Source organism: Candidatus Accumulibacter contiguus (assembly GCF_012940005.1).
Taxonomy (GTDB): domain Bacteria; phylum Pseudomonadota; class Gammaproteobacteria; order Burkholderiales; family Rhodocyclaceae; genus Accumulibacter; species Accumulibacter contiguus.
The window spans coordinates 58,599-76,971 of the sequence record NZ_SPMX01000026.1; the positions used below are offsets into that span (position 1 = coordinate 58,599).

Annotated in this window: 20 protein-coding genes and 5 pseudogenes; 11 read left to right on the forward strand and 14 right to left on the reverse strand. The window is 63.3% G+C overall.

All coding sequences use genetic code 11. The annotated features are described in order from the left end of the window. Positions 1-156 precede the first annotated feature (156 nt). Positions 157-873, reverse strand: coding sequence for a two-component system response regulator BtsR (gene btsR / locus E4Q08_RS10995; RefSeq protein WP_169070417.1), 717 nt, complete (start codon positions 871-873; stop codon positions 157-159). Continuing rightward, positions 867-2,573 (reverse strand): sensor histidine kinase, encoded by a 1,707-nt coding sequence (locus E4Q08_RS11000; RefSeq protein WP_169070418.1) that lies wholly within the window; start codon positions 2,571-2,573, stop codon positions 867-869. The genes btsR and E4Q08_RS11000 overlap by 7 nt, the downstream gene beginning before the upstream one ends. A gap of 65 nt (positions 2,574-2,638) precedes the next feature. On the opposite strand from E4Q08_RS11000, the pseudogene E4Q08_RS11005 reads away from it, so the two are divergent. Then, a pseudogene (locus E4Q08_RS11005) lies at positions 2,639-2,860 on the forward strand (ISAzo13-like element transposase-related protein); the annotation flags it as partial. A 271-nt stretch (positions 2,861-3,131) separates the two neighbouring features. Here the strand turns inward: E4Q08_RS11005 and E4Q08_RS11010 are convergent. The 3 genes and pseudogenes from E4Q08_RS11010 to E4Q08_RS26360 all read right to left on the reverse strand — a co-directional run. Further along, complete coding sequence (locus E4Q08_RS11010; protein WP_169070419.1) at positions 3,132-3,872, reverse strand: hypothetical protein; 741 nt, start codon at positions 3,870-3,872, stop codon at positions 3,132-3,134. A 50-nt stretch (positions 3,873-3,922) separates the two neighbouring features. Beyond that, a complete protein-coding gene (locus E4Q08_RS11015; RefSeq protein ID WP_169070420.1) occupies positions 3,923-4,279 on the reverse strand; it encodes a hypothetical protein in 357 nt (118 codons plus the stop codon). Between the two features lies 1 nt (position 4,280). Continuing rightward, a pseudogene (locus E4Q08_RS26360) lies at positions 4,281-4,364 on the reverse strand (ISAzo13-like element transposase-related protein); the annotation flags it as partial. A gap of 21 nt (positions 4,365-4,385) precedes the next feature. Between E4Q08_RS26360 and E4Q08_RS11025 the strand changes: the two are divergent. Further along, positions 4,386-4,553: a DUF3567 family protein gene (locus E4Q08_RS11025; protein WP_248594846.1), complete on the forward strand. Its 168-nt coding sequence runs from the start codon at positions 4,386-4,388 to the stop codon at positions 4,551-4,553. Between the two features lie 35 nt (positions 4,554-4,588). On the opposite strand, the gene E4Q08_RS11030 is transcribed toward E4Q08_RS11025, so the two are convergent. Together E4Q08_RS11030 and E4Q08_RS11035 are read right to left on the reverse strand one after the other, a co-directional pair. After that, the gene (locus E4Q08_RS11030; RefSeq protein ID WP_169070421.1) at positions 4,589-5,371 is read right to left on the reverse strand and encodes an anti-sigma factor family protein; all 783 of its coding nucleotides are present in this window, start codon (positions 5,369-5,371) and stop codon (positions 4,589-4,591) included. Position 5,372: 1 nt separating this feature from the next. Further along, positions 5,373-5,870, reverse strand: a complete 498-nt coding sequence (locus E4Q08_RS11035) for a sigma-70 family RNA polymerase sigma factor (RefSeq protein ID WP_169070422.1) — start codon at positions 5,868-5,870, stop codon at positions 5,373-5,375. A 192-nt stretch (positions 5,871-6,062) separates the two neighbouring features. Between E4Q08_RS11035 and E4Q08_RS11040 the strand changes: the two genes are divergently transcribed. The 3 genes and pseudogenes from E4Q08_RS11040 to E4Q08_RS11050 form a co-directional block, all read left to right on the forward strand. After that, complete coding sequence (locus tag E4Q08_RS11040) at positions 6,063-6,974, forward strand: metallophosphoesterase family protein (RefSeq protein ID WP_169070423.1); 912 nt, start codon at positions 6,063-6,065, stop codon at positions 6,972-6,974. A 37-nt stretch (positions 6,975-7,011) separates the two neighbouring features. Continuing rightward, positions 7,012-7,332, forward strand: coding sequence for a cupredoxin domain-containing protein (locus tag E4Q08_RS11045; protein ID WP_248594838.1), 321 nt, complete (start codon positions 7,012-7,014; stop codon positions 7,330-7,332). A gap of 135 nt (positions 7,333-7,467) precedes the next feature. Further along, positions 7,468-7,819, forward strand: a pseudogene (locus tag E4Q08_RS11050) (response regulator); the annotation flags it as partial. 33 nt (positions 7,820-7,852) lie between these two features. Here E4Q08_RS11050 and E4Q08_RS26115 read toward each other — a convergent pair. Continuing rightward, on the reverse strand, positions 7,853-8,176 hold the full coding sequence (locus E4Q08_RS26115; RefSeq protein WP_169070425.1) for a hypothetical protein: 324 nt from the start codon (positions 8,174-8,176) through the stop codon (positions 7,853-7,855). Positions 8,177-8,508: 332 nt separating this feature from the next. Here E4Q08_RS26115 and E4Q08_RS11060 point away from each other — a divergent pair, with 332 nt between their 5' ends. Beyond that, positions 8,509-9,744: an NAD(P)/FAD-dependent oxidoreductase gene (locus tag E4Q08_RS11060; protein WP_169070426.1), complete on the forward strand. Its 1,236-nt coding sequence runs from the start codon at positions 8,509-8,511 to the stop codon at positions 9,742-9,744. A gap of 241 nt (positions 9,745-9,985) precedes the next feature. Here E4Q08_RS11060 and E4Q08_RS11065 read toward each other — a convergent pair whose 3' ends face one another. From E4Q08_RS11065 to E4Q08_RS11080, 4 genes are all read right to left on the reverse strand, one after another. After that, entirely contained in the window at positions 9,986-10,489 is a 504-nt protein-coding gene (locus tag E4Q08_RS11065; RefSeq protein WP_169070427.1) for a CIA30 family protein, read from the reverse strand. A 65-nt stretch (positions 10,490-10,554) separates the two neighbouring features. Beyond that, the gene (locus E4Q08_RS11070) at positions 10,555-10,941 is read right to left on the reverse strand and encodes a thiol-disulfide oxidoreductase DCC family protein (protein ID WP_169070428.1); all 387 of its coding nucleotides are present in this window, start codon (positions 10,939-10,941) and stop codon (positions 10,555-10,557) included. Between the two features lie 91 nt (positions 10,942-11,032). Beyond that, positions 11,033-11,269, reverse strand: coding sequence for a hypothetical protein (locus E4Q08_RS11075; RefSeq protein ID WP_169070429.1), 237 nt, complete (start codon positions 11,267-11,269; stop codon positions 11,033-11,035). Between the two features lie 176 nt (positions 11,270-11,445). Continuing rightward, a complete protein-coding gene (locus E4Q08_RS11080) occupies positions 11,446-11,850 on the reverse strand; it encodes a DUF4864 domain-containing protein (protein WP_169070430.1) in 405 nt (134 codons plus the stop codon). 314 nt (positions 11,851-12,164) lie between these two features. On the opposite strand from E4Q08_RS11080, the gene E4Q08_RS11085 reads away from it, so the two are divergent. The 5 genes and pseudogenes from E4Q08_RS11085 to E4Q08_RS25740 form a co-directional block, all read left to right on the forward strand. Beyond that, positions 12,165-12,443 (forward strand): TIGR02450 family Trp-rich protein, encoded by a 279-nt coding sequence (locus E4Q08_RS11085; protein WP_169070431.1) that lies wholly within the window; start codon positions 12,165-12,167, stop codon positions 12,441-12,443. Positions 12,444-12,473: 30 nt separating this feature from the next. Continuing rightward, positions 12,474-13,178, forward strand: a complete 705-nt coding sequence (locus E4Q08_RS11090) for an NAD(P)/FAD-dependent oxidoreductase (protein ID WP_308240109.1) — start codon at positions 12,474-12,476, stop codon at positions 13,176-13,178. A 208-nt stretch (positions 13,179-13,386) separates the two neighbouring features. Then, a complete protein-coding gene (locus E4Q08_RS11095) occupies positions 13,387-15,165 on the forward strand; it encodes an ABC transporter ATP-binding protein (RefSeq protein ID WP_169070432.1) in 1,779 nt (592 codons plus the stop codon). A gap of 201 nt (positions 15,166-15,366) precedes the next feature. Further along, the gene (locus E4Q08_RS11100; RefSeq protein WP_169070433.1) at positions 15,367-16,419 is read left to right on the forward strand and encodes an alpha/beta hydrolase family protein; all 1,053 of its coding nucleotides are present in this window, start codon (positions 15,367-15,369) and stop codon (positions 16,417-16,419) included. 110 nt (positions 16,420-16,529) lie between these two features. After that, positions 16,530-16,760: pseudogene (locus E4Q08_RS25740) on the forward strand (MFS transporter); the annotation flags it as partial. 298 nt (positions 16,761-17,058) lie between these two features. Here the strand turns inward: E4Q08_RS25740 and E4Q08_RS24680 are convergent. Then, positions 17,059-17,829: a transposase family protein gene (locus tag E4Q08_RS24680; protein ID WP_248594839.1), complete on the reverse strand. Its 771-nt coding sequence runs from the start codon at positions 17,827-17,829 to the stop codon at positions 17,059-17,061. A 229-nt stretch (positions 17,830-18,058) separates the two neighbouring features. After that, positions 18,059-18,373: pseudogene (locus E4Q08_RS11110) on the reverse strand (Druantia anti-phage system protein DruA); the annotation flags it as partial.

Genomic DNA, 18,373 nt, shown 5'->3' on the forward strand with positions numbered 1-18,373 from the left:
GTTGGCACGCGGATTGAGCGGCGTTCTGGGCGTTGTGAATGGCGCTGCTCTTCCTGCCCGGAAGAAGCGCAGGTTCCCAGAACTGTCGCGGCTGGCAGCAAGGGGTTGGGCGGGCAATGGCACGCTTCGATGCAAGGCGGACGGTTTCGAGCGTGCTCACGGAATGAGCAGGCGGTCCTTCATCTCGCGCAGATGCCGGCGACTGACCGGCACCCGCCTGCCGCTGCGGGTGATGATCTCGGCGGCGCCATTGTCGAGCAATTCGATTTCGGTGATCTGGTCGAGGTTGACCAGGAACTGCCGGTGGCAGCGGATCAGCGACGTGCGCTCCTGCAGGATCTTGAGGCTCAGTTCGGTGGTTCCCTGCCGCTGGTTGCCGATGACCTGCACGCCGGCGAGGTCGGTGTGGATGAATTCCACTTCGTCGAGCGCCAGCAGGAAGATGCGGTTGCGGCCGAAACAGGGAATCTGGCGCAGCTTTTCGGTCGATCCCGGAAATGCTCTGGGGGAGTGGCGTACTCCCGAGCGCAACCAGTCGAGCGTGCGGGCGAGACGCTGCGGATCGATGGGTTTGAGGAGATAGTCGGCGGCGTGCTCCTCGAAAGCCTTCAGGGCGTGTTCGTCGTAGGCGGTGACAAAGACGATCTGCGGCAGCGCCGAGGCGTCGATCATGCCGACCATTTCGAGACCGCTGAGGCGCGGCATCTGGATGTCGAGGAAAACCACGTCGGGGCGGAGGCGATGGATCGCCGACAGCCCCTCGATGGCGTTGGCGCATTCGCCCAGGACCTCGACGTCGGGGGCAGCAGCCAGCAGCGCCTTGAGTTCCTCGCGCGAGGGCGCTTCGTCATCGATGATCAGTGCGGTCAGCATGGCGCCAGCTCCTCCTCAATGGGCAAACGGATGGCGACGCGCGTCCAGCAATCGGGTTCGCAGCTCACCTCGATGCCGTAGGCCGCGCCGTAGCGAATCTTGATCCGCCGATCGACGAGGTTCATTCCCAGTCCGTCGCCATCGGGCAGGGGTCGATACAGGCCGGCGCTGTCTTCGATCATAATGGTCAGCACGTCGGCCTGGCGTTCGGCGCTGACCCTGATGGTGCCGGGTTCGAGCATCTGCGAAATGCCGTACTTGATCGCGTTCTCGACGATCGGCTGCAGCGAAAAGGCGGGCAGACGCAGTGGCAGCAGCTCGTCCGGGATGGAAAACACGACCTCGAGGCGATCGGCGAAGCGCGCCAGTTCGATGTGCAGGTAGGCATCGACGTGTTCGATTTCATCGCCGAGCGTGGCTTCCTTGCCGACCCGCTTGAGGCTCTTGCGGAAGAAGGTCGACAGATACTGCACGAGCTGTCGCGCGGCTTCCGGGTCGCGGCGAATGACCGCCGCCAGCGTGTTCAGCGCATTGAACAGGAAGTGCGGGTTGATCTGCGCCTGCAGGAGCTTGATTTCCGATTGCGCGAGCAGCCGCTTCTGCTCCTCGATCCGGCCGGCCAGGACCTGGTTCGAGAGCAGGCGGGCGATCCCTTCGCCGAGAGTGCGATTGAGCGAGGAGAAGAACTTCCGCTTCGGTTCGTAGAGCTTGATCGTCCCGAAGACGCGGTTCTCTTCGCCGCGCAGCGGGATGACCAGGCACGAGCCGAGCTTGCAGTCCTTGCTGACTGAACAACAATAGGGAACGGTGGCGCCGTCGGCATAGACGACGTCATTGTGTTCAATGGCGTGCCGGGTGTGTGGCGAGGCAATCGGCGTTCCCGGCAGGTGATGGTCGGCGCCGACGCCGACGAAGCCGAGGAGCTTCTCGCAATCGGTGATCGCCACCGCGCCGACGCCGGTTTCTTCCTGAATGACTTTCGCCATGCGGCTGCAGTTGCTCTCGTTGAAACCCTGCATCAGCACGCCGACCGAGCGCTCGGCGATACGCAGCGCTTTCGCCGAGAAGGCGATCGAATACTTCTCGAGCGTCTCCCGGCGGTCGAGGATCAGGCGCATGAAGAGGGCCGCGCCGAGGGCGTTGGTCAGCGTCATCGGCAGCGCGATATGCGCGACCAGCCGGGCGGCCTGATCGAAGGGTCTGGCCATCAGCAGGATGATCAGCATCTGCATCCATTCGGCGAACAGCGTCGTCCCGAGCGCGATCATCGGGTTGAGCAGTTGCTCGGCACGATGGCGGCGCAACAGGTAGAAGTGCAGACCGCCACCGATCAGGCCTTCGACAGTCGTCGACACCGCGCAGGCCGTGTCGGTAAAACCACCGAGCGAATAGCGGTGCAGACCCCCTGTAAGGCCGACCGCCAGTCCGACGATCGGCCCACCGAGAAGCCCCCCGAGTACGGCGCCGATGGCGCGGGTATTGGCAATGGCGCCTTCGATCTGGAAACCGAGATAGGTGCCCATGACGCAGAAGCCGGAAAAGACCAAGTAACAGACCAGTTTGCCGGGCAGGCGCACGGTGACCTGCATCAGCGGCGCGAACAGCGGCGTCTTGCTCAACAGATAGGCAATCACCAGATAGACGCACATCTGCTGCATCAGACCGCCGATCAACGCCAGGTGATTGATTTCCTCGAGCATGGTCCGAATGTCCGAAAATGACTGCTACCGATTCTACGACCTTGGCGTGACAACGACAGTTCTAATGGAACAAGATCGAGCATCGGATGTTCTGCCACATCACCGCCAATTGGCACGAACGACCGCTAGTGAGCCGGCAGCTTGTGGTCAACCGGATCGGCAACACGACCACCGATAGCGGCTTGCGGATTAGGGCTGCGCTCGACGAAAACGCCTACTCGTCGGGAATCAAGCTCTCGGAGGAAGAACTTGCCTCGCTGGACATTGAGCGCGACCAGTTTCATGGTGTAGTTGTTGAGACTGGGTGTAGAGTCGAGATGTGGCGCGGTAGCATTAGGTCTGGCTTCACTGATGTTCTCCGAGCCGGGAAAGGCAGCACGTTTTCGGGGAAGACCATGTCCTGCTGATACTCGGCAGCGACCATTTTCCAGGCAGCGTCGAAGCGCTCACTCTGAGCCAGGGCGCGAAAGGTCAGGATGGCTTGACCGCCATCGATGGTCCAATGTTGACCGGATCGCTTCATGCGCTGGGTGACCAGGGTCTTGCAAGTGGCTTCGATCACGCCGGAGCTAATCGGTAGGTTCTGGGCGCGGAGCCTGGCGTAGTCCATGCGCGATCGATTGCGCCGAAAGTACTGTAGTTCTTTCTCGAGCGTAGCTTACGTCGGCGGTGATAGGTCAGGGTCCGGATGACTTTGCCGACGCCGTCCTCGGCATCGAGCATCCGTTGTCGGTATTCCTCGGCCTTCGCTTTGGCCTTGGGGGAAGCCTCGCCGTAGATGGAATCGAAGGCGCGCCGCAGATGTTCGGCGGCGTGAAAGAAATCCACCACTTCAATTCCCGGCGGCAGTTCCTTGGCTAGGAATTCCCAGTGGTCGCGCGCCCCATCGGCGACTTTGACCAGGCGCAAGTTCGGCTGCTGCCGGAAGGCGTTTTCCACTTCCGCTGCCAATTGGCGCTTCAAGGTCGGCTTCTTCGACTCCGGCATGCGACCATAGCGCACCGTTCGCAGGCGCTCGCCTTGCCCATCGTAATGGCTGACCGTCCCGCAACCTACCTCGCGACAGCCCGCTGGACCACGGGTTTGCTTGCCTTCCTGCCGGCTCTGCTCGCGTTTGGCCTCGCGCTGTCCGTCCTTCATCGGCACCATCACGCCATCCAGCGATACCGCCAGCACCGCCGCACCGGCGACCTCCTCTTCCTGCGCACGCAGGGCCGGTTCCCATTCCCGGCGCCCCAGTTCCCACTTCTCGCTCACGCCCTTCGGCAAACGGTCCAGGCTGCTGCGGGAGGGATTCATACCGCCCAATTCGCGAAACAAGCTTTCACTCTCGCTCGGGCTCAGATGCGTCACCGCCCATAGCCCATCCGCGCCGCCAGCGGCGTGAAGAAACCTTCCACTATTCCAGCACGCCATTCCAGCGGGCATTCGCTCTGCCCGTTCGTCCCCACCGCACGGTAGCGGTGCCGCAGCACGCGCACCGGCCCAGCCGCCGTCAGGTATTCACCGTAGCCACTGATGACCCGTCGGTGCAGCACTCCGCTAATGAAAATCTCCGGCAGACTGACGTCCAACCGCGCCAGTTCTTCCCCAACAAATTCGCGCTCCGCTTCGCTGAAGCGTTGCCGTACCTCCCGCTCGAAGGCCTCAAACCCGCCTTCATGCTCACGACCGCTGTGCCGACGCTCGTCCATGAACTTCAGCATTGCGCACACTCCTGGCAGTCCATCTCAATGGCGATTCCGGGTCTCCTCTTGTGACGGGTTCAATGAGCCCTTCCAAGTCACTTACCCGGTACAACAGGGTTTTGAGCTGGTCGACAAGGCGGCCAGCCGCAGCCTTTATGTCCAGGGATCAGTCGCACGGGACTTGCGCCAGGCCATCGACGCCATTCCCGACAATGAACGCGACGAAGAATCGATCGACGCCCTCCTCGACACCTACTGCGCTGGTGCAGCACGCCCGATCGTCCTGCACTGAGTTGGGGCTGCTCTGCTCCCGATGAGTGCTGGTTTTCAGCCTGCCGCCTCTGCCAGGCCCATGTAAGTCTCGGCGAAAGTTCTGATGGCCGCCGGATTCAGGTCAGAAATCGCCCAGAACGTCATGCCTGCATGGGTCCAGTGCAGCAGGTTGAATCCCTGCTTCGACGATGCCTGCATGGCGGCGGCGGACGCTTGCGTGTCCGGCCAGATGAAAAGATCGATCACGTGCTGGCGGTGGCGGTAAACAAGTGCCGCAACCGGACGATTGTCAAGGTAGTCGAGACGCGCGCCGACGAGAGGGAATCCCGCAGTGGTCAGATCGGTCACCGGCGGCGAGAAATCGAGCTTCGAACTCAGCCAGGGTTTGACGGTGTGCCGATCGGAGGATGCGATTTCCGCCAGATGGTTCGTCAGCACCGCGCGCGCGTGACCGGCAAGGACCTCGCTGCCGATACGCTCATCCCGCGATCCGGTTTCGAGTTGAATGACGGCAGTCCAGGTTATCAACACGCTCGCCGCAACCGCCGCGAAGAGCGCCAACCATTGTCGGCGAGGGGTGTGCGGAGGGGTGTACGTTTTGCCGGCTGATTCACGGGTCGTTCTGAATCCTGCGCGTACGCGCGCCGCGAGCGCTTCGGGCGCCGTGTAGTACGTGGCCTGTCCCTTGATCGCCTTATGCAATGAGGTTTGCAAGGCGTAGGCTTGCGCGCACGCCGCGCACGATTGCAAATGCGCTTCGATGCCGGACGCCGTGACCGGGTCGAGTTCGCGGTCGAGATAGCCGTGCATGTAATTACGGGTTCGCGCGCAGTCCATATCAGGATTCCTGGTCGAGTTCTTGCAAAGCGTGCAGCAGCAGTTTGCGCGCGCGTGACAGGCGCGACATCACGGTCCCGAGCGGGATATCAGCGATCTCGGCAATCTCGCGATACGACAGGTCTTCGAGTTCGCGCAACACGATCACCTCACGGAATTCCGCCGGGATCTGCTCGAGCGCGCGGTGCACGCACCGCCGCGTGTCTTCTGCATGCAATAAGCGCTCGACGCTGTCGCCGGTGGTCGCCATGTCGTAATCGACGGCCGCGACCGTGTCCTCGTTATATTGCACGTTCAGCGTTTGCGCCCGATTCTTTTCAAGCCACGTGTAATACGTGTTGCGCACGATGGCGAGCAGCCATGCGCGCGCGTTGCCGCCGTGAAAGCTTCCGAAAAACCGGTACGCGCGCAGGCAGGCTTCCTGCACGACGTCTTCGGCGTCGTGCTCGTCGCGCGCGAGCCAGCGTGCCAGGTTATAGGCCGCGTCGAAATGCGCCATCACGGTTTCCTCGAATCGCGTCTGCCGTTGTGGTTCCAAGCTCAAGTCCAAGGCGATTGATGTGCTGCCGATACTACCGATTGGGTGCACGTTTTATTCCCGTGCCGGCCGGGAATATTTCCGTTGCCGCGCCGGTTATAGGGAGGTGGCAAGCGCGACTGTATCTCAATCCACCAAAAACAGGAGACGGCAATGAGCAATGCGATCGACAGACGGGATTTTCTCAAACTTGCGGGACTCGGTGGAGTGGTGTTTGCGTCCGGCCTGCCGGGCTTTGCGCTGGCGGCAGGGCAGGACGAATTCTACTTTGTGCAATTGTCGGACTGCCATTGGGGCTTTGAAGGTCCGCCCAATCCAGACGCGAAGGGCACGCTGAAGAAGGCGATCACGACGGTCAACGCGCTTGAACGGCAGCCGGATTTCATCATTTTCACCGGCGATCTCACGCATACGACGGATGATCCGGCGGAACGTCGCCGGCGACTTTCCGAATTCACTCAGATCGCCAGCGATCTCAAGGTGAAAACCGTTCGCTTCATGCCCGGCGAACACGATTCTGCGCTCGACAACAGCGCGGCGTACAGGGAATTTTTCGGCGCCACGACTTATACCTTTGATCACAAGGGCGTGCACTTCATTGTCGTCGACAACGTGTCCGATGCCGGCGCGAGCATGGGTGGCGAGCAACTCGAGTGGCTCGCCGCCGATCTCAGGCAGCAGAAAACCGATTCGCCCATCGTCGTATTTGCCCACCGACCGCTGTTCGCTCTGTATCCGCAATGGGACTGGGCGACGCGCGACGGAGCCAGGGCCATCGACCTGTTGCTGCCGTACAAAAACCTGACGGTGTTCTACGGCCACATCCATCAGGAACATCACCACATGACCGGCCATATTGCGCACCATGCGGCGAAATCGCTGATATTTCCGTTGCCCGTCGCCGGCAGTGTGCCCAAACGTGCGCCGCTCGCATGGGACGCGTCGGAGCCGTACAAGGGGCTGGGCTTCCGCGGTGTCAGCGTCGACACCCAATCGGGGCAAACCGCGCTCAGCGAATTCACGGTCGTCAAGAAAGCGCAAGCAAATGCTACTGACAAAACGTGAAGCACAACTGCTCATTGCCGTGGCGAGCGCCACGGCAATGATGACCGCTGCCTATGTCGCCGCGCAAGCCGTCGCGATGGACGAGCAGGTGATCAAGATCACCGCCAGGAAGTTTGCATTCACCCCGCACGACGTGCAGCTCAAGAAAGGCGTGCCGGTCATCCTGGAATTCACCACGCAAGACGTGTTCATGGGATTCAACGCGCCGGACCTTGGTGTGCGCGCCGATATTGTGCCGGGCAAGACCACGCGCCTGCGCGTGCTGCCGGCCAAGGTCGGCAAAGTCGAATTTCTATGCGACGTGTTCTGCGGATCGGGGCATGAGGAAATGAATGGGATGATCACGGTGCTTGATTGAACAAGAAGGCCGGGCAAGCGCACGAGCGGGAGGGCAGAAGAGGGAAGTTTCCTGAACGTCGGCTTCCCGTCCACGCTCGCGGCTGGCTGTCCGTGGGCGACGACGACGGCCGCGGAATGTACTACCATCGTGGTCATGAAGATCCTCATCGTCGACGACGAGCCCGCCATTTCCGACACCCTGGCCTATGTTCTGCGAGCCGACGGCTTCACCAGTGATTGCTGCATTCTCGGGGCGGAAGCGCTGACCCGGCTGGCGGCCGGAGAGCACGATCTGGTCGTTCTCGACGTCGGTCTGCCGGACATGAGCGGCTTTGACGTCTGTCGCGCTCTGCGGCGGCATTCGGACGTGCCGGTGATTTTCCTCACCGCCCGTGCCGACGAGGTGGACCGCATCGTCGGGCTGGAACTCGGCGCTGACGACTACGTCGCCAAGCCCCCGCGAGGTGGTTTCCCGGGTGCGGGCGATCCTGCGCCGGGCGCATCCCGAATTTTCAGTCTGGACCTTTGCGCATTGGCACCTACCAGGTAATGCGCTGGTCGAATTCGTACTCCGGCACCGGTTGTGGCTGCCGTTCGTCCTCGGCCAGGGTGGCGCCCGGCCTCTCCCATAGCGGGGGCGCACGGGCGGGCATCAGGCGTGGCGGCGATGTCGGTTCGCCCAGATGGGTCAGGATGTCGCGAACGGCCCCGGCGTCGGTGATGAAGGCGATGATTCGCATCTCGCCACCACAGCGTGGGCAGAGGAGCGGAAAGACCTCATAGATCCGCGCGAGCAGCAGCGCCCAGGCGTAACGGGCGAACAGCCGTTCCAGGCCCTGGCGGTCGGTCCCTTCGACGCGCACGCTGGCGTCGACCGTGTGAAGCAGAGTGGCTCCCGGAGCATCACTTGGCCCGGTTTGTTCTGGCCGCGGTCAATCAGATGGACCTGAGCGTGCGGCCGAAAAAGGCGTCTGGCCGCCGCGGGCCGCAGCCGATTACGTTCCTGAACGACATTGCCGATTGACATGGGCAGAAAAGCGCGGCGATACTTCGCGAGAGATCGCTGAATTTCCTGTCCCTTTAGGACTGCAACCATGGCGTCTCCCCCCGGGGATTTGCCGGACGGCGGGCCAGGTCCGATCGTTACCTGGTAAACCGGACTGCGCATGACCCAGATGCCTCAACAGGGAACTCAATGTCCGAAAAGCGCAAGCGCAAGCGCATCACCATCGTCGGCGGCAATTTCGCCGGCCTGACGGCCGCGATCAAGTTGTCACGCCACCATGTGGTGACGGTCATCGACCCGAGCGAACACTTCGAGTGGTTGCCAAACATCCACGAGATCTTGTCAGGCGTGAAGACGCCCCAGGGACTGCGTCTGGACCGCATCGCCATCGTCGAGCAGGCGGGACACCGCTTCCTGCGGGATCGCGTGACCGTACTGCAGCCGGCGCAGTGCCGCTTGGCTACGGCCGGCGGCTGTGAACTGGGCTTCGATGCCTGTATCGTGGCGGTGGGCGCGCTATGGAACACGCATCACACCCCGGGCGCCGACCGCTACGCCATGCGGTTTCGCAGCGTCGCCGACGCCCTGGCGATCGAGCACAGGTTGCACATGCTCGTGCAGCAAGGCAAGCCGCTGCGCATCGTCATCGCCGGCGGCGGCATCTCTGGCATCGAGGCACTGGGCGAGATACTGCGTCGCCACCGCGACGATGCCAGTCTGTCGGTCGAGCTGGTCGAAGCCAGCGCCCAGCTGCTGCCCGGTCTGGCGGCGGCACTGGATGCCGATCTTCGCCGCCTGTGCGAGCCGTATGCGGTGAAGTTCCGCACCGGCACGACGATTGCCAGCGTATCTCCAAAAGGCGTGCGCCTGACGGACGGCACGCGGCTGCGCTCCGAGCTCACGCTATGGACGGCCGGTCTGGCACCGCCAGCGCTATTGTGCGAGTCGGGCCTGGCGCGGCCACCACAGGTCTGGGCGGACGTGCACCAGACGCTGCAGAGTCGATATTTCGACAACACCTTCGTCGTCGGCGACGCGTCGCAGCTGCCGCAAGCCGTCGGCAAGCAGGCCTACAACGCCATCGACATGGGTGCGCTCGCCGTGGCCAACGTCGCGCACTTGCTCGCCGGGCGCACACTCAAGCCGTTCATGCCGGCGCCCAAGCCACTGCTGATCGCGTTCGGCGACCTGCAGACCTATCTGGTCGCGGGCAGCAGCGTGCTCGCCAGCACGGTGTTGGCGGGCGCGAAGGAAGGCGTTTATCAGCTGTTCATGTCGCAGATGGCGCCGAACGGCGTGCTCAACTCGTTGCCGGCCGCAGTCGGCCGGTTGTGGCAGAGCTGGCACAAGCTGGCCTTGCCGCAGCTGTTGTCTTTGGCCGATTTCAAAAATCTGCCCGACCTAAGGGGAATCAGGCTGCTTTAGACGGCCGATGCCTACCGCTATCCCTGATGCTCTGTCGCAATACGCATCTCTGCTTGCAGTGGGTCAAGCCATCGATCTCCAACAAAGGGTTTTCCAATGCCGGCATCGTGATATTGCCAACCTATATCGGCCGGCGTCCCGGCTTTGAGCACCCGTTCCGGTGGCAGGCTGCAATGGATGGCCAGGCGCAGGACGGCCAACAGAACGATCCTGGCGACAAGTCCCGGCAATTCGAGCAGAATCAGGCGCTTTCTGTCGCAATCGATCGCACGGCCAATCCAAATGGCCCCGCCTGTCGGTCGGCGATCATCAAGCCGATCTGTCGTACACAAGACGTATCGAGCGGTGCGGCATCCGGTACCGGTCGCCCTCTCCAACTCGGCAAGAAGTCGGCGCTGGCGAGACGGCAGGTCGCCCACTGACCAGTTGGAGGGATGAACCCCACCTGGTAAACGACGCCGTCAAAGCCTTCGTCTGTGCGCAGATTCAGCTTGTAACGCTTGCCGTCGCCGCAAACTTCCAGGAGATAAGCAATGACTTCTTTCTTGCCAAAATCACCGGGCTGGCAGCGTACCGAGGCGAACCCGCCGTTGTTCTCGAATGACACATGCCCGCAAAACAGGGCATGCCCCGCTGGGTCGTTGCGTAATTGACTGTGGGATACCCCACCCATCACCCGATCGTTGATCGGGTTCCACAAAGCCACCGACCTTGGGTCGGAAAAATCGAACAGCACTGAAGTCATTCAAATCGGGATCGGCAAAATCAAGAAGACGTCAGACTCTGCAGGCGCTGAACAGGCCTGTCTGCCTAACGGAAAATCCACTGCGCCAAACGCAACAAGGGCGGTCCCGCCAAAGCCGAGACTCGGGCCCGGTGTCGGGCAAAGAGGGCGTAGGCTGGCTCGAGTAACCAGCGCAGGCAGGGGCGCGAAAACAGCCAGGCCAGCAACGGCAGATCGGCGCGGCGATAAGCTTCGGCAAACACCGGCACGCCGATCAGGGTACCTCCATCATCGAGGATGGCGTGGATGTTGTCCATCGCTTGCGCGCACACCACGGTGCAAGGCAACTCGGCATTCGGCTTACTGAGGTCGACAAAGCGCAGCAACTGGCGTCGGTTGCGCGCTGCCAGCAGGTGGATTTCCGCAGCACAGAGCGGGCAGGCGCCATCGAAATAGAGGGTCATCGCTTGCATGACGGAACATCGCCATCACTCAGAGGGTAGGCATCGGCGACATAAGCCGGCCCCTTCATCACCCTGACGATGAAGCAGCCCAGGGCCACCGTCAGCACCAGCGACCAGTGCAGCGCGAGACACCGAACATCGCGTAGTCCCACAACAGCAGTGCGCTTTCGTTGCTACCTGACAGGGACACGAACGGCGCCAGCGCCCGATTCACGCCCGCGGACAGCAGCGGTAGCAGCGTACCCCACAGCAGGATGGCCGGCAGGCGCCGCCAGATGCGCTGCTCCGAACCCGGCGCCGATCTCTGGAAACCGGGAAGCTTGTTGAACAGGTTCATGGTGACCTCGCGATGGTTGGGGTGGTTCGATTCAAGCTCGATCAGACCAACCGGCCCTGGCCCTCCGGCGCGGCACGGCCACGGCCAGGACGGCGTGGTCGCGTACCCGCAGATCGCGCTTGAACCAGAGCAGCGCCGCCGCGCCTGTCATGTCGATGGACCGTTGCGCCACGGCATCAGGTCAAGGACTTCGCATTGCCGGCCACAACCACGCAGCCGTTGATGCGCCAAACATTGCCCGCCTGCCGCTCGAGCAGGTAAGTGGCCTTCCAGAGCCGACCCTTGCGGTCACGCAGTTGCACTGCTTGGCGCACCGTCACGTTGGCCGCTTCGGTCCCGTGATCCTTTTGCGCCAGGAAGAAAAGAGCGGCGGTCGGTCGCACCACCATTGGGTAGCTGCCCTGCACCATGGCCATGAAGCGGCTCGCGTCGCCGAACCTGGCCCGGATGGACGGCGAGGCATAGGAGAAGGCACGCTTGGCGTCGCCCGCGGCGAACGCGCCGAGCCGTGACTCGACCACTTGGCGGACGGCGCGAACATCCGCCTCACCCAGGCGGGCCGCACCGGCAACCAACGGCATCAGCAGTCCGAGGACTGCGAGACCACCGAGCTCGCGTCGTACCCAACCCACCCGTTGGTTGGAACTCATCGGGTTGCAGATCGTGCGTGGCTTCTGGCGGGTGGACGCGCCGCCACCCTCGCAGCGGACGGGCCAGGACTTTCAGCCCGCGCCAGAGGCGCACGGCACATCTTCGGGCCGTCCCATTGCTGACCGCACCAGCAACGGCCTTTGGGGTGTCAGCTTTTGTAGTGGACACATATCGGATTGTTTACCACCGAAACGCGAAGATGATAGAATACAAATTAGATTTTGTCCAGGACAAATAAGCCGCCATGAAGCCCGAGACAATCCTGGTGACGGCCGGAGCCGCTGCGCAGCGACGCCCGGCCGCTCCTGGTCCCAACCCAGGGAAGCTGCTGCTGAGCAAGTGGACGGCGCGGGTCCCCCGCAACCGGGAAAAGCACTTCATCGTCACCCGGGTCATGCACCCCGAGCCGACCGCCATCCGGAACGAGCTCGTCGAAATCGAGGCCGTGATTTCGCGGCGCAGCTTCACCCTGCCTTGGCGGGACTTGACCGACTGCCGCCGCTGGCTGCAGGGCTGGCGCTGAGCGATGTCGGCTGTGACAAAGCAAGCAAACATGATTTCGCCGCCCCGCGCTGCCGTGGTTGGCGCCGGCATCGCCGGCCTCTCCTGCGCCACGCTCCTGCAGTCGGCGGGCTTCGAAGTGGGCGTCTTCGACAAGAGCCGCGGCCCGTCCGGGCGCATGAGCACCCGACGCGGCGACGACTGGCAGTGCGACCACGGCGCCCAGTACTTCACCGCCCGGGATCCTGGCTTTCGCGCCGAAGTTGCCCGCTGGCAACACGCCGGCGTCGCCGTATCCTGGCACCCCAGGCTGCACGTCCTCGGTGACCCGTCGGCGCATGTCCCCGACCCCGCATTGGAACGTTTCGTCGGCCTGCCGCGCATGTCGGCACCATGCCGCTTCCTCGCCGACGAGCTGGATCTCGAGGTTAACACGAGCATCCGGCAACTGCAGCGCCGCCCGGATGGCTGGCATCTGCTCTCGGCCGAACGCGGCTGGCTGGAGCGCAGCTTTGACGCCGCGCTGCTCGCGCTGCCCGCCCCCCAGGCCGCGCCCCTTCTGCGCGAAGCGGCTCCCGGTCTGGCGGCGCTCGCCGGCAATGTCGTCATGCACGGCGCCTGGGCGTTGATGCTGCGCTTCGCCGCGCCGCTCGAGTTGCCTTTCGATGCCGCTTTCGTGAATGCCGGGCCGCTACGCTGGATTGCCCGAGACAACAGCAAGCCGGCGGCCGGATCGGCCTGTGTGGCGACTGGCTGAATGGCGGGAAGGTCGAAGGCGCTTGGCTGAGTGGCAGGCAACTGGGAGAACGAGTGGCGGTGCATTTCCGCGACCACGGTGCCGCAGCGGTCGGCCGCCAAGCGCGCGACTGACGCGGCCATAATCCAGATATCATTCACGGCAAAGCCGCAGATGCCCTGCAAAGATCAGGCTCTTTGCGTTCTAGTGCCTTTTCGGTCCACACATCATGCCCGAGCAATACACCTGGCACTCAATCCTCGGCATCGTCCGCAAGCACAAGAAGGATCTGATTAGTGCGCACATCGTCGCCATCTTGGCGGCAGTGGCGAGCGTGCCGATTCCCCTGCTGATGCCGCTGCTGGTGGACGAAGTGCTGCTGCAACAGCCCGGTCGCCTGGTGTTCTGGCTGAATAGCCAGTTCCCCACCGCCTGGCAGGGGCCGGTGCTGTATATCAGCGCGGTGCTGGCTCTGACGCTGGCACTGCGGCTGACGGCGCTGATCCTGGGCGTATGGCAGGGCCGCAGCTTCACCCTGATCGCCAAGGACGTGGTCTTCCGCATGCGCGAGCAGATGTTGCTTCGTTTGAGCCGCATCGCCATGTCCGAGTACGAAACGCTGGGCAGCGGCGCTGTCGCTTCCCATTTCGTCAAGGACCTCGACGCGATTGACACGTTGATCGGCGCTTCCGTGTCCAAATTCCTGGTAGCGCTGCTGTCCATCGTCGGAACCGCCATCGTCCTGCTGTGGATGCACTGGCAGCTGGCTCTGTTCATCCTGCTGCTCAACCCGGCGGTCATCTACTTCACCACGGTGCTGGGCAAGCGTGTCAAGGATCTGAAGAAGCGCGAAAACAGCGCTTTCGAGCTGTTCCAGCAGGCGCTGACCGAAACCCTGGATGCAATCCAGCAAATCCGTGCCATCAACCGCGAGCGCCACTACATTGCCAAGGTGATCGACCGGGCGCGCGGCATTCGCGCTGATGCTGCCGCTTTCTCCTGGCAGAGCGATGCGGCCGGGCGGCTGTCCTTCATGGTGTTTCTGTTCGGCTTCGACGTATTCCGCGCCATCAGCATGCTGATGGTGGTGTACTCCAATCTCAGCATCGGCCAGATGATGGCGGTCTTCGGCTACCTCTGGTTCATGATGGGCCCGGTGCAGGAAATCCTCGGCATCCAGTACGCCTTCTATGCCGCCAAGGCGGCTTTGAGCCGCATAAACTGCCTGCTCGAATTGAAGGATGAGCCGCATTACCCTCACCGGAAGAACCCTTTCGCCGGCCAGCATACGGTCGGCGTCGAGGTGGAAGACGTCCGCTTCAGCTACGGCGATACCCCCGTGTTGAACGGTGTCAGCCTGCGAATCCGGCCGGGAGAAAAAGTTGCGCTGGTGGGTGCTTCCGGCGGCGGCAAGTCGACCCTGGTCCAGGTGCTGCTCGGCCTGTATCCACCGGACTCCGGCACGGTTAGTTTCGACGGCGTGCCGATGACCGAGATCGGAATGGACGTGGTGCGCAGCCATGTTGCCACCGTACTGCAACATCCCGCGCTGTTCAACGAAACGGTGCGCATGAACCTGACCCTGGGCCGCGAAATCACCGATGAACAGCTTTGGCAGGCCCTGCACGTGGCGCAACTGGCCGATACCGTACGCGAGCTGCCGAAAGGCCTCGACACCATCGTCGGCCGCCAGGGCGTGCGCCTGTCCGGGGGCCAGCGCCAGCGCCTCGCGATCGCTCGGGTAGTGCTGTCCACCCCCCAGGTAGTGATCCTCGACGAAGCCACGTCGGCGCTCGACGCCGAAACCGAGGCGAGACTGCATGAGGCGCTACGCGGGTTCCTGAAGAACCGCACCACCCTGATCATCGCCCATCGGCTGAGCGCGGTTAAACAAGCCGACCGGGCCTACGTGTTCGATGGCGGCCAGATCATCGAGGAAGGCATGCACGATGAGCTGATCAAGGGCGACGGGCTTTACAGCCGGCTCTATGGTCAACTTCAGCACTGATCGGTCTTGCTCCAGGTTTGGCACTGTCGGAAACATCTTCGGCAGGTGAATCGCCTACGGATCGCCTGCGGACATTCGTCCGCACCGGCCCGGCTTCGCCGCAACCTACGCGTTTAAGTTCCTTTGAAACCTGAACTTGCTCGGCGCTGGATGATCAGACGGGAGTTGGAAAAAATTAATCCTCCGCGGAGACGATCTTTGATGAAGCACATCCATTGGACCGCCGTGCTGGTGCTGGCGGCATGTGCGAATCTGCTCGTCGCCTGCGCGGGGGCGCCGGATGGGCGCGAGGGCGGATTTGTCGAGTCTTGGTCGGTACGCAACCAGGCGGCGCTGGTCGAGGCCGATCTGGTTCCAAAGCCGGCCGACTATGAAATCCGCTATTTCCAGTGGTTCGACCGCGACCGGCAGCGCGAGGTGCTCGCCAAACTCTACCTGCCGCCCGCGGCGGTGCGGTACGGGCCGCTGCCGATGGTGGCTTTCTCGCACGGCATGGGCGGTTCGCGCGAGGGCTATTCCTATCTCGGCGCCAACTGGGCGGCGCGTGGCTATGCGAGCCTGCACGTGCAGCACGCCGGCAGCGATAGTCGCCTGTGGAGTGGAAACCCTTTGGATATGGTGTCCCGGCTGCAATCGGCGGCAAGCGAGGCCGAGGCGGTCAACCGCGTGCGCGACCTTCGCTTCGCGCTTGACGAGGTGCTCGCCGATCTGCAGCTTGCCGGCGCGATCGATGCTGGGCGGATTCTCGCTGCCGGTCATTCCTACGGAGCCAACACGGCCTTGCTGGCCGCCGGGGCGGTGTTTGCGCGCCCGCAAGGGATGCAAAGTTACCGCGACAGCCGAATCGTCGGTGCCGTCATCATCAGTGCGCCTCCCTTCCACGGCGAGCCTGACCCGGAGTCCGTCGTGCAGCCGGTCGGCATCCCGACGCTGCACATTACGGCGAAGGGCGACGAAATCCGGATTCCCGGCTATCGCTCCGGCTACGAGGACCGGCTGCGTGTTTTCGCGGCGACCGGCAGTGCGCGCAAGGCGCTCGTGGCATTTCGCGACGGTTCGCACAGCATGTTCACCGACCGCCTCGGCACGGGCGGGCGCGACCTGAATCCCTTGGTCAAGGCGGCGACGGTTGATCTGACGCTGGCCTTCTTTGAGGAGGTACTGGGCGGCACCAGCGGGGTGCTCGCTAAGCGTTCGGCGCGCTACGATGATCTGCTCGTTCGCTTCGAGTCCGAACCTCGCGCCGCTCCTTGAGCGCACCTGAAGGGGCACCGATCCCGACTCTCTCATCCGAACGCGAGCGCTGTTTCCTGCTCACGCTGGCCGCCGTTCAGTTCAGCCACATCGTCGATTTCATGGTGACGATGCCGCTCGACCCCTTCCTGATGCAGGGGCTGGGTATCGACACGCGGCAGTTCGGCCTGCTGGTCGCCTCCTACAGTTTCTGTGCCTCCGGCGTGCCGGCGGCCGGCTTCGTCGACCGCTTCGAACGCAAGCGGCTGATGCTCGTCCTGTTTGCGCTGTTTGTGTTGGCGACGCTGGCCTGCGGGCTGGCGACCAGCTACGCCACGCTGCTCGTGGCGCGCGGGCTGGCCGGGGCGTTCGGCGGTATTCTCGGCTCGATGGTGCAATCGCTGGCCATGGGCGCCGCGAGTTCGCTCGCCGGCTTCGTGATCGCGCAGGATACCGATGGGCGCTTCACCGGCTACCATCTGGTCGGCTATATCGGAGTAGCGGCGGGTCTGCTCAGCATGGCGCTGGCAGGGCGGGTAAGGATGCGGAATGCAAGGCAGGGGAATGCCGAGCGTATCCGTAGTCCTCAAAGTCGAGCCGCGCCAGTTGCGGTGACGCCATTTTGTGTCAGTCCTCCCGCCGGGGATCGAGCGCAAAGGATCAGGACGGGGTCGGCGTGGCTGGACTCCCGGGGGGCTGCCATGCAACGCTGGTGCTTGCCGGAGCTTCTCTCCGCGCCGGACCGCCACGGGATGGGCGCTCGGCGAACCAGCGGTCGACCACCAGGGTGTGGAGCGGAAAGGCCAGTGGCTCGGGCCGGGCTAGTACCCGGCGTTCGCTGACCTCGGCACTGGCAGCGAATGGCGGCAGTTCGCTGGCGCGGCGCGGCAGGGCGGTGCCGAAGATCAGCAGCGTACCGTCCGGCGCGCTCAGCACATCGAAGAGCCGCAGTTCGTTGCAGGTGAAGTGTTGTTGGCGTCGTCCCCAGCAGCGCTGCAAGGCTTGCGGCTTCAGGACGTGGAGCGCGCGAAACTCCTGCCAGACCGTGGACAAATCCTGGTTCTTGAGCACGATCATGAACTGCCAGTGGTAGCCACGGCAGCGCTGCATCACCGGCCCGTTGGCGTAGAGTCCGTCGAGCAGGAGCCGGATCGGCTTGACCAGATCGATGTGGGCCTGTTCGAGGTGCTCCAGGTCGATGTCGCGCAGCAGCCGAAACAGGGTCTCGGCGTGTGGCAGGGTATCGATCTCCGGGAATAGCAGTTGGAGGTTGGCCATGAACTGCGGACGGGATAGTTCGCGGTGGGTCTCGCGCCGGGAGGAGAACGGAAAGACGAACATCAGCAAGCCGTAAAGCAGCAGCGAGGTCAGCTTGTGCCGGCGCTTCCTGGGGTCTCTCGGGTCGGGAATTGGTTCCCGTCGGGCGAGCAAGGTGGGCAGCTCTTTGCGCAGGGACGCATCTGTTTGCTCACGGCGTCCTCGCGGGCCTCCTGTTCCTCGTCGACGGTCGCCAAGGCCGAGCCTCGGTTGGGCAAAGAAGCGGCGGAGTGGGGAACTTGTCCCGTCGCGCGCAGTTTCGCGTTCAGTGCTTTCTCCTGCCGCCTCTTCTCTGAGCGCAGCTCCTGGATGGCGGCGCGTGCCGGGCGACGGCAGGGTTTGCTCATGACCTTGTGCTCCCCGGCACGGCGCACAGTCGGTCGCAATAATCCGAGGTCAGCGGTTTGACCCACACCTGGCGGGGTGTGCTGTGATACGACTGGCCGGGGCGGGCCAGCCCGCGCCCGCTGGTCTCCCCAAGCCACTGCCAGCCGGCGGCACGGTAGCAGGTGCCGGCATGGTGACGCGGATCGACGAAGGTCTCCAGCAACCAAGGCTCGAAGCCCCAGTGATCGAGCCAGTCCGCGCGTGTGCGGCGCGCGAGTTGCCCGAGCACATGGCTGGCCAGATGCGGTACGCGGACGTGCGGAAAGATCAG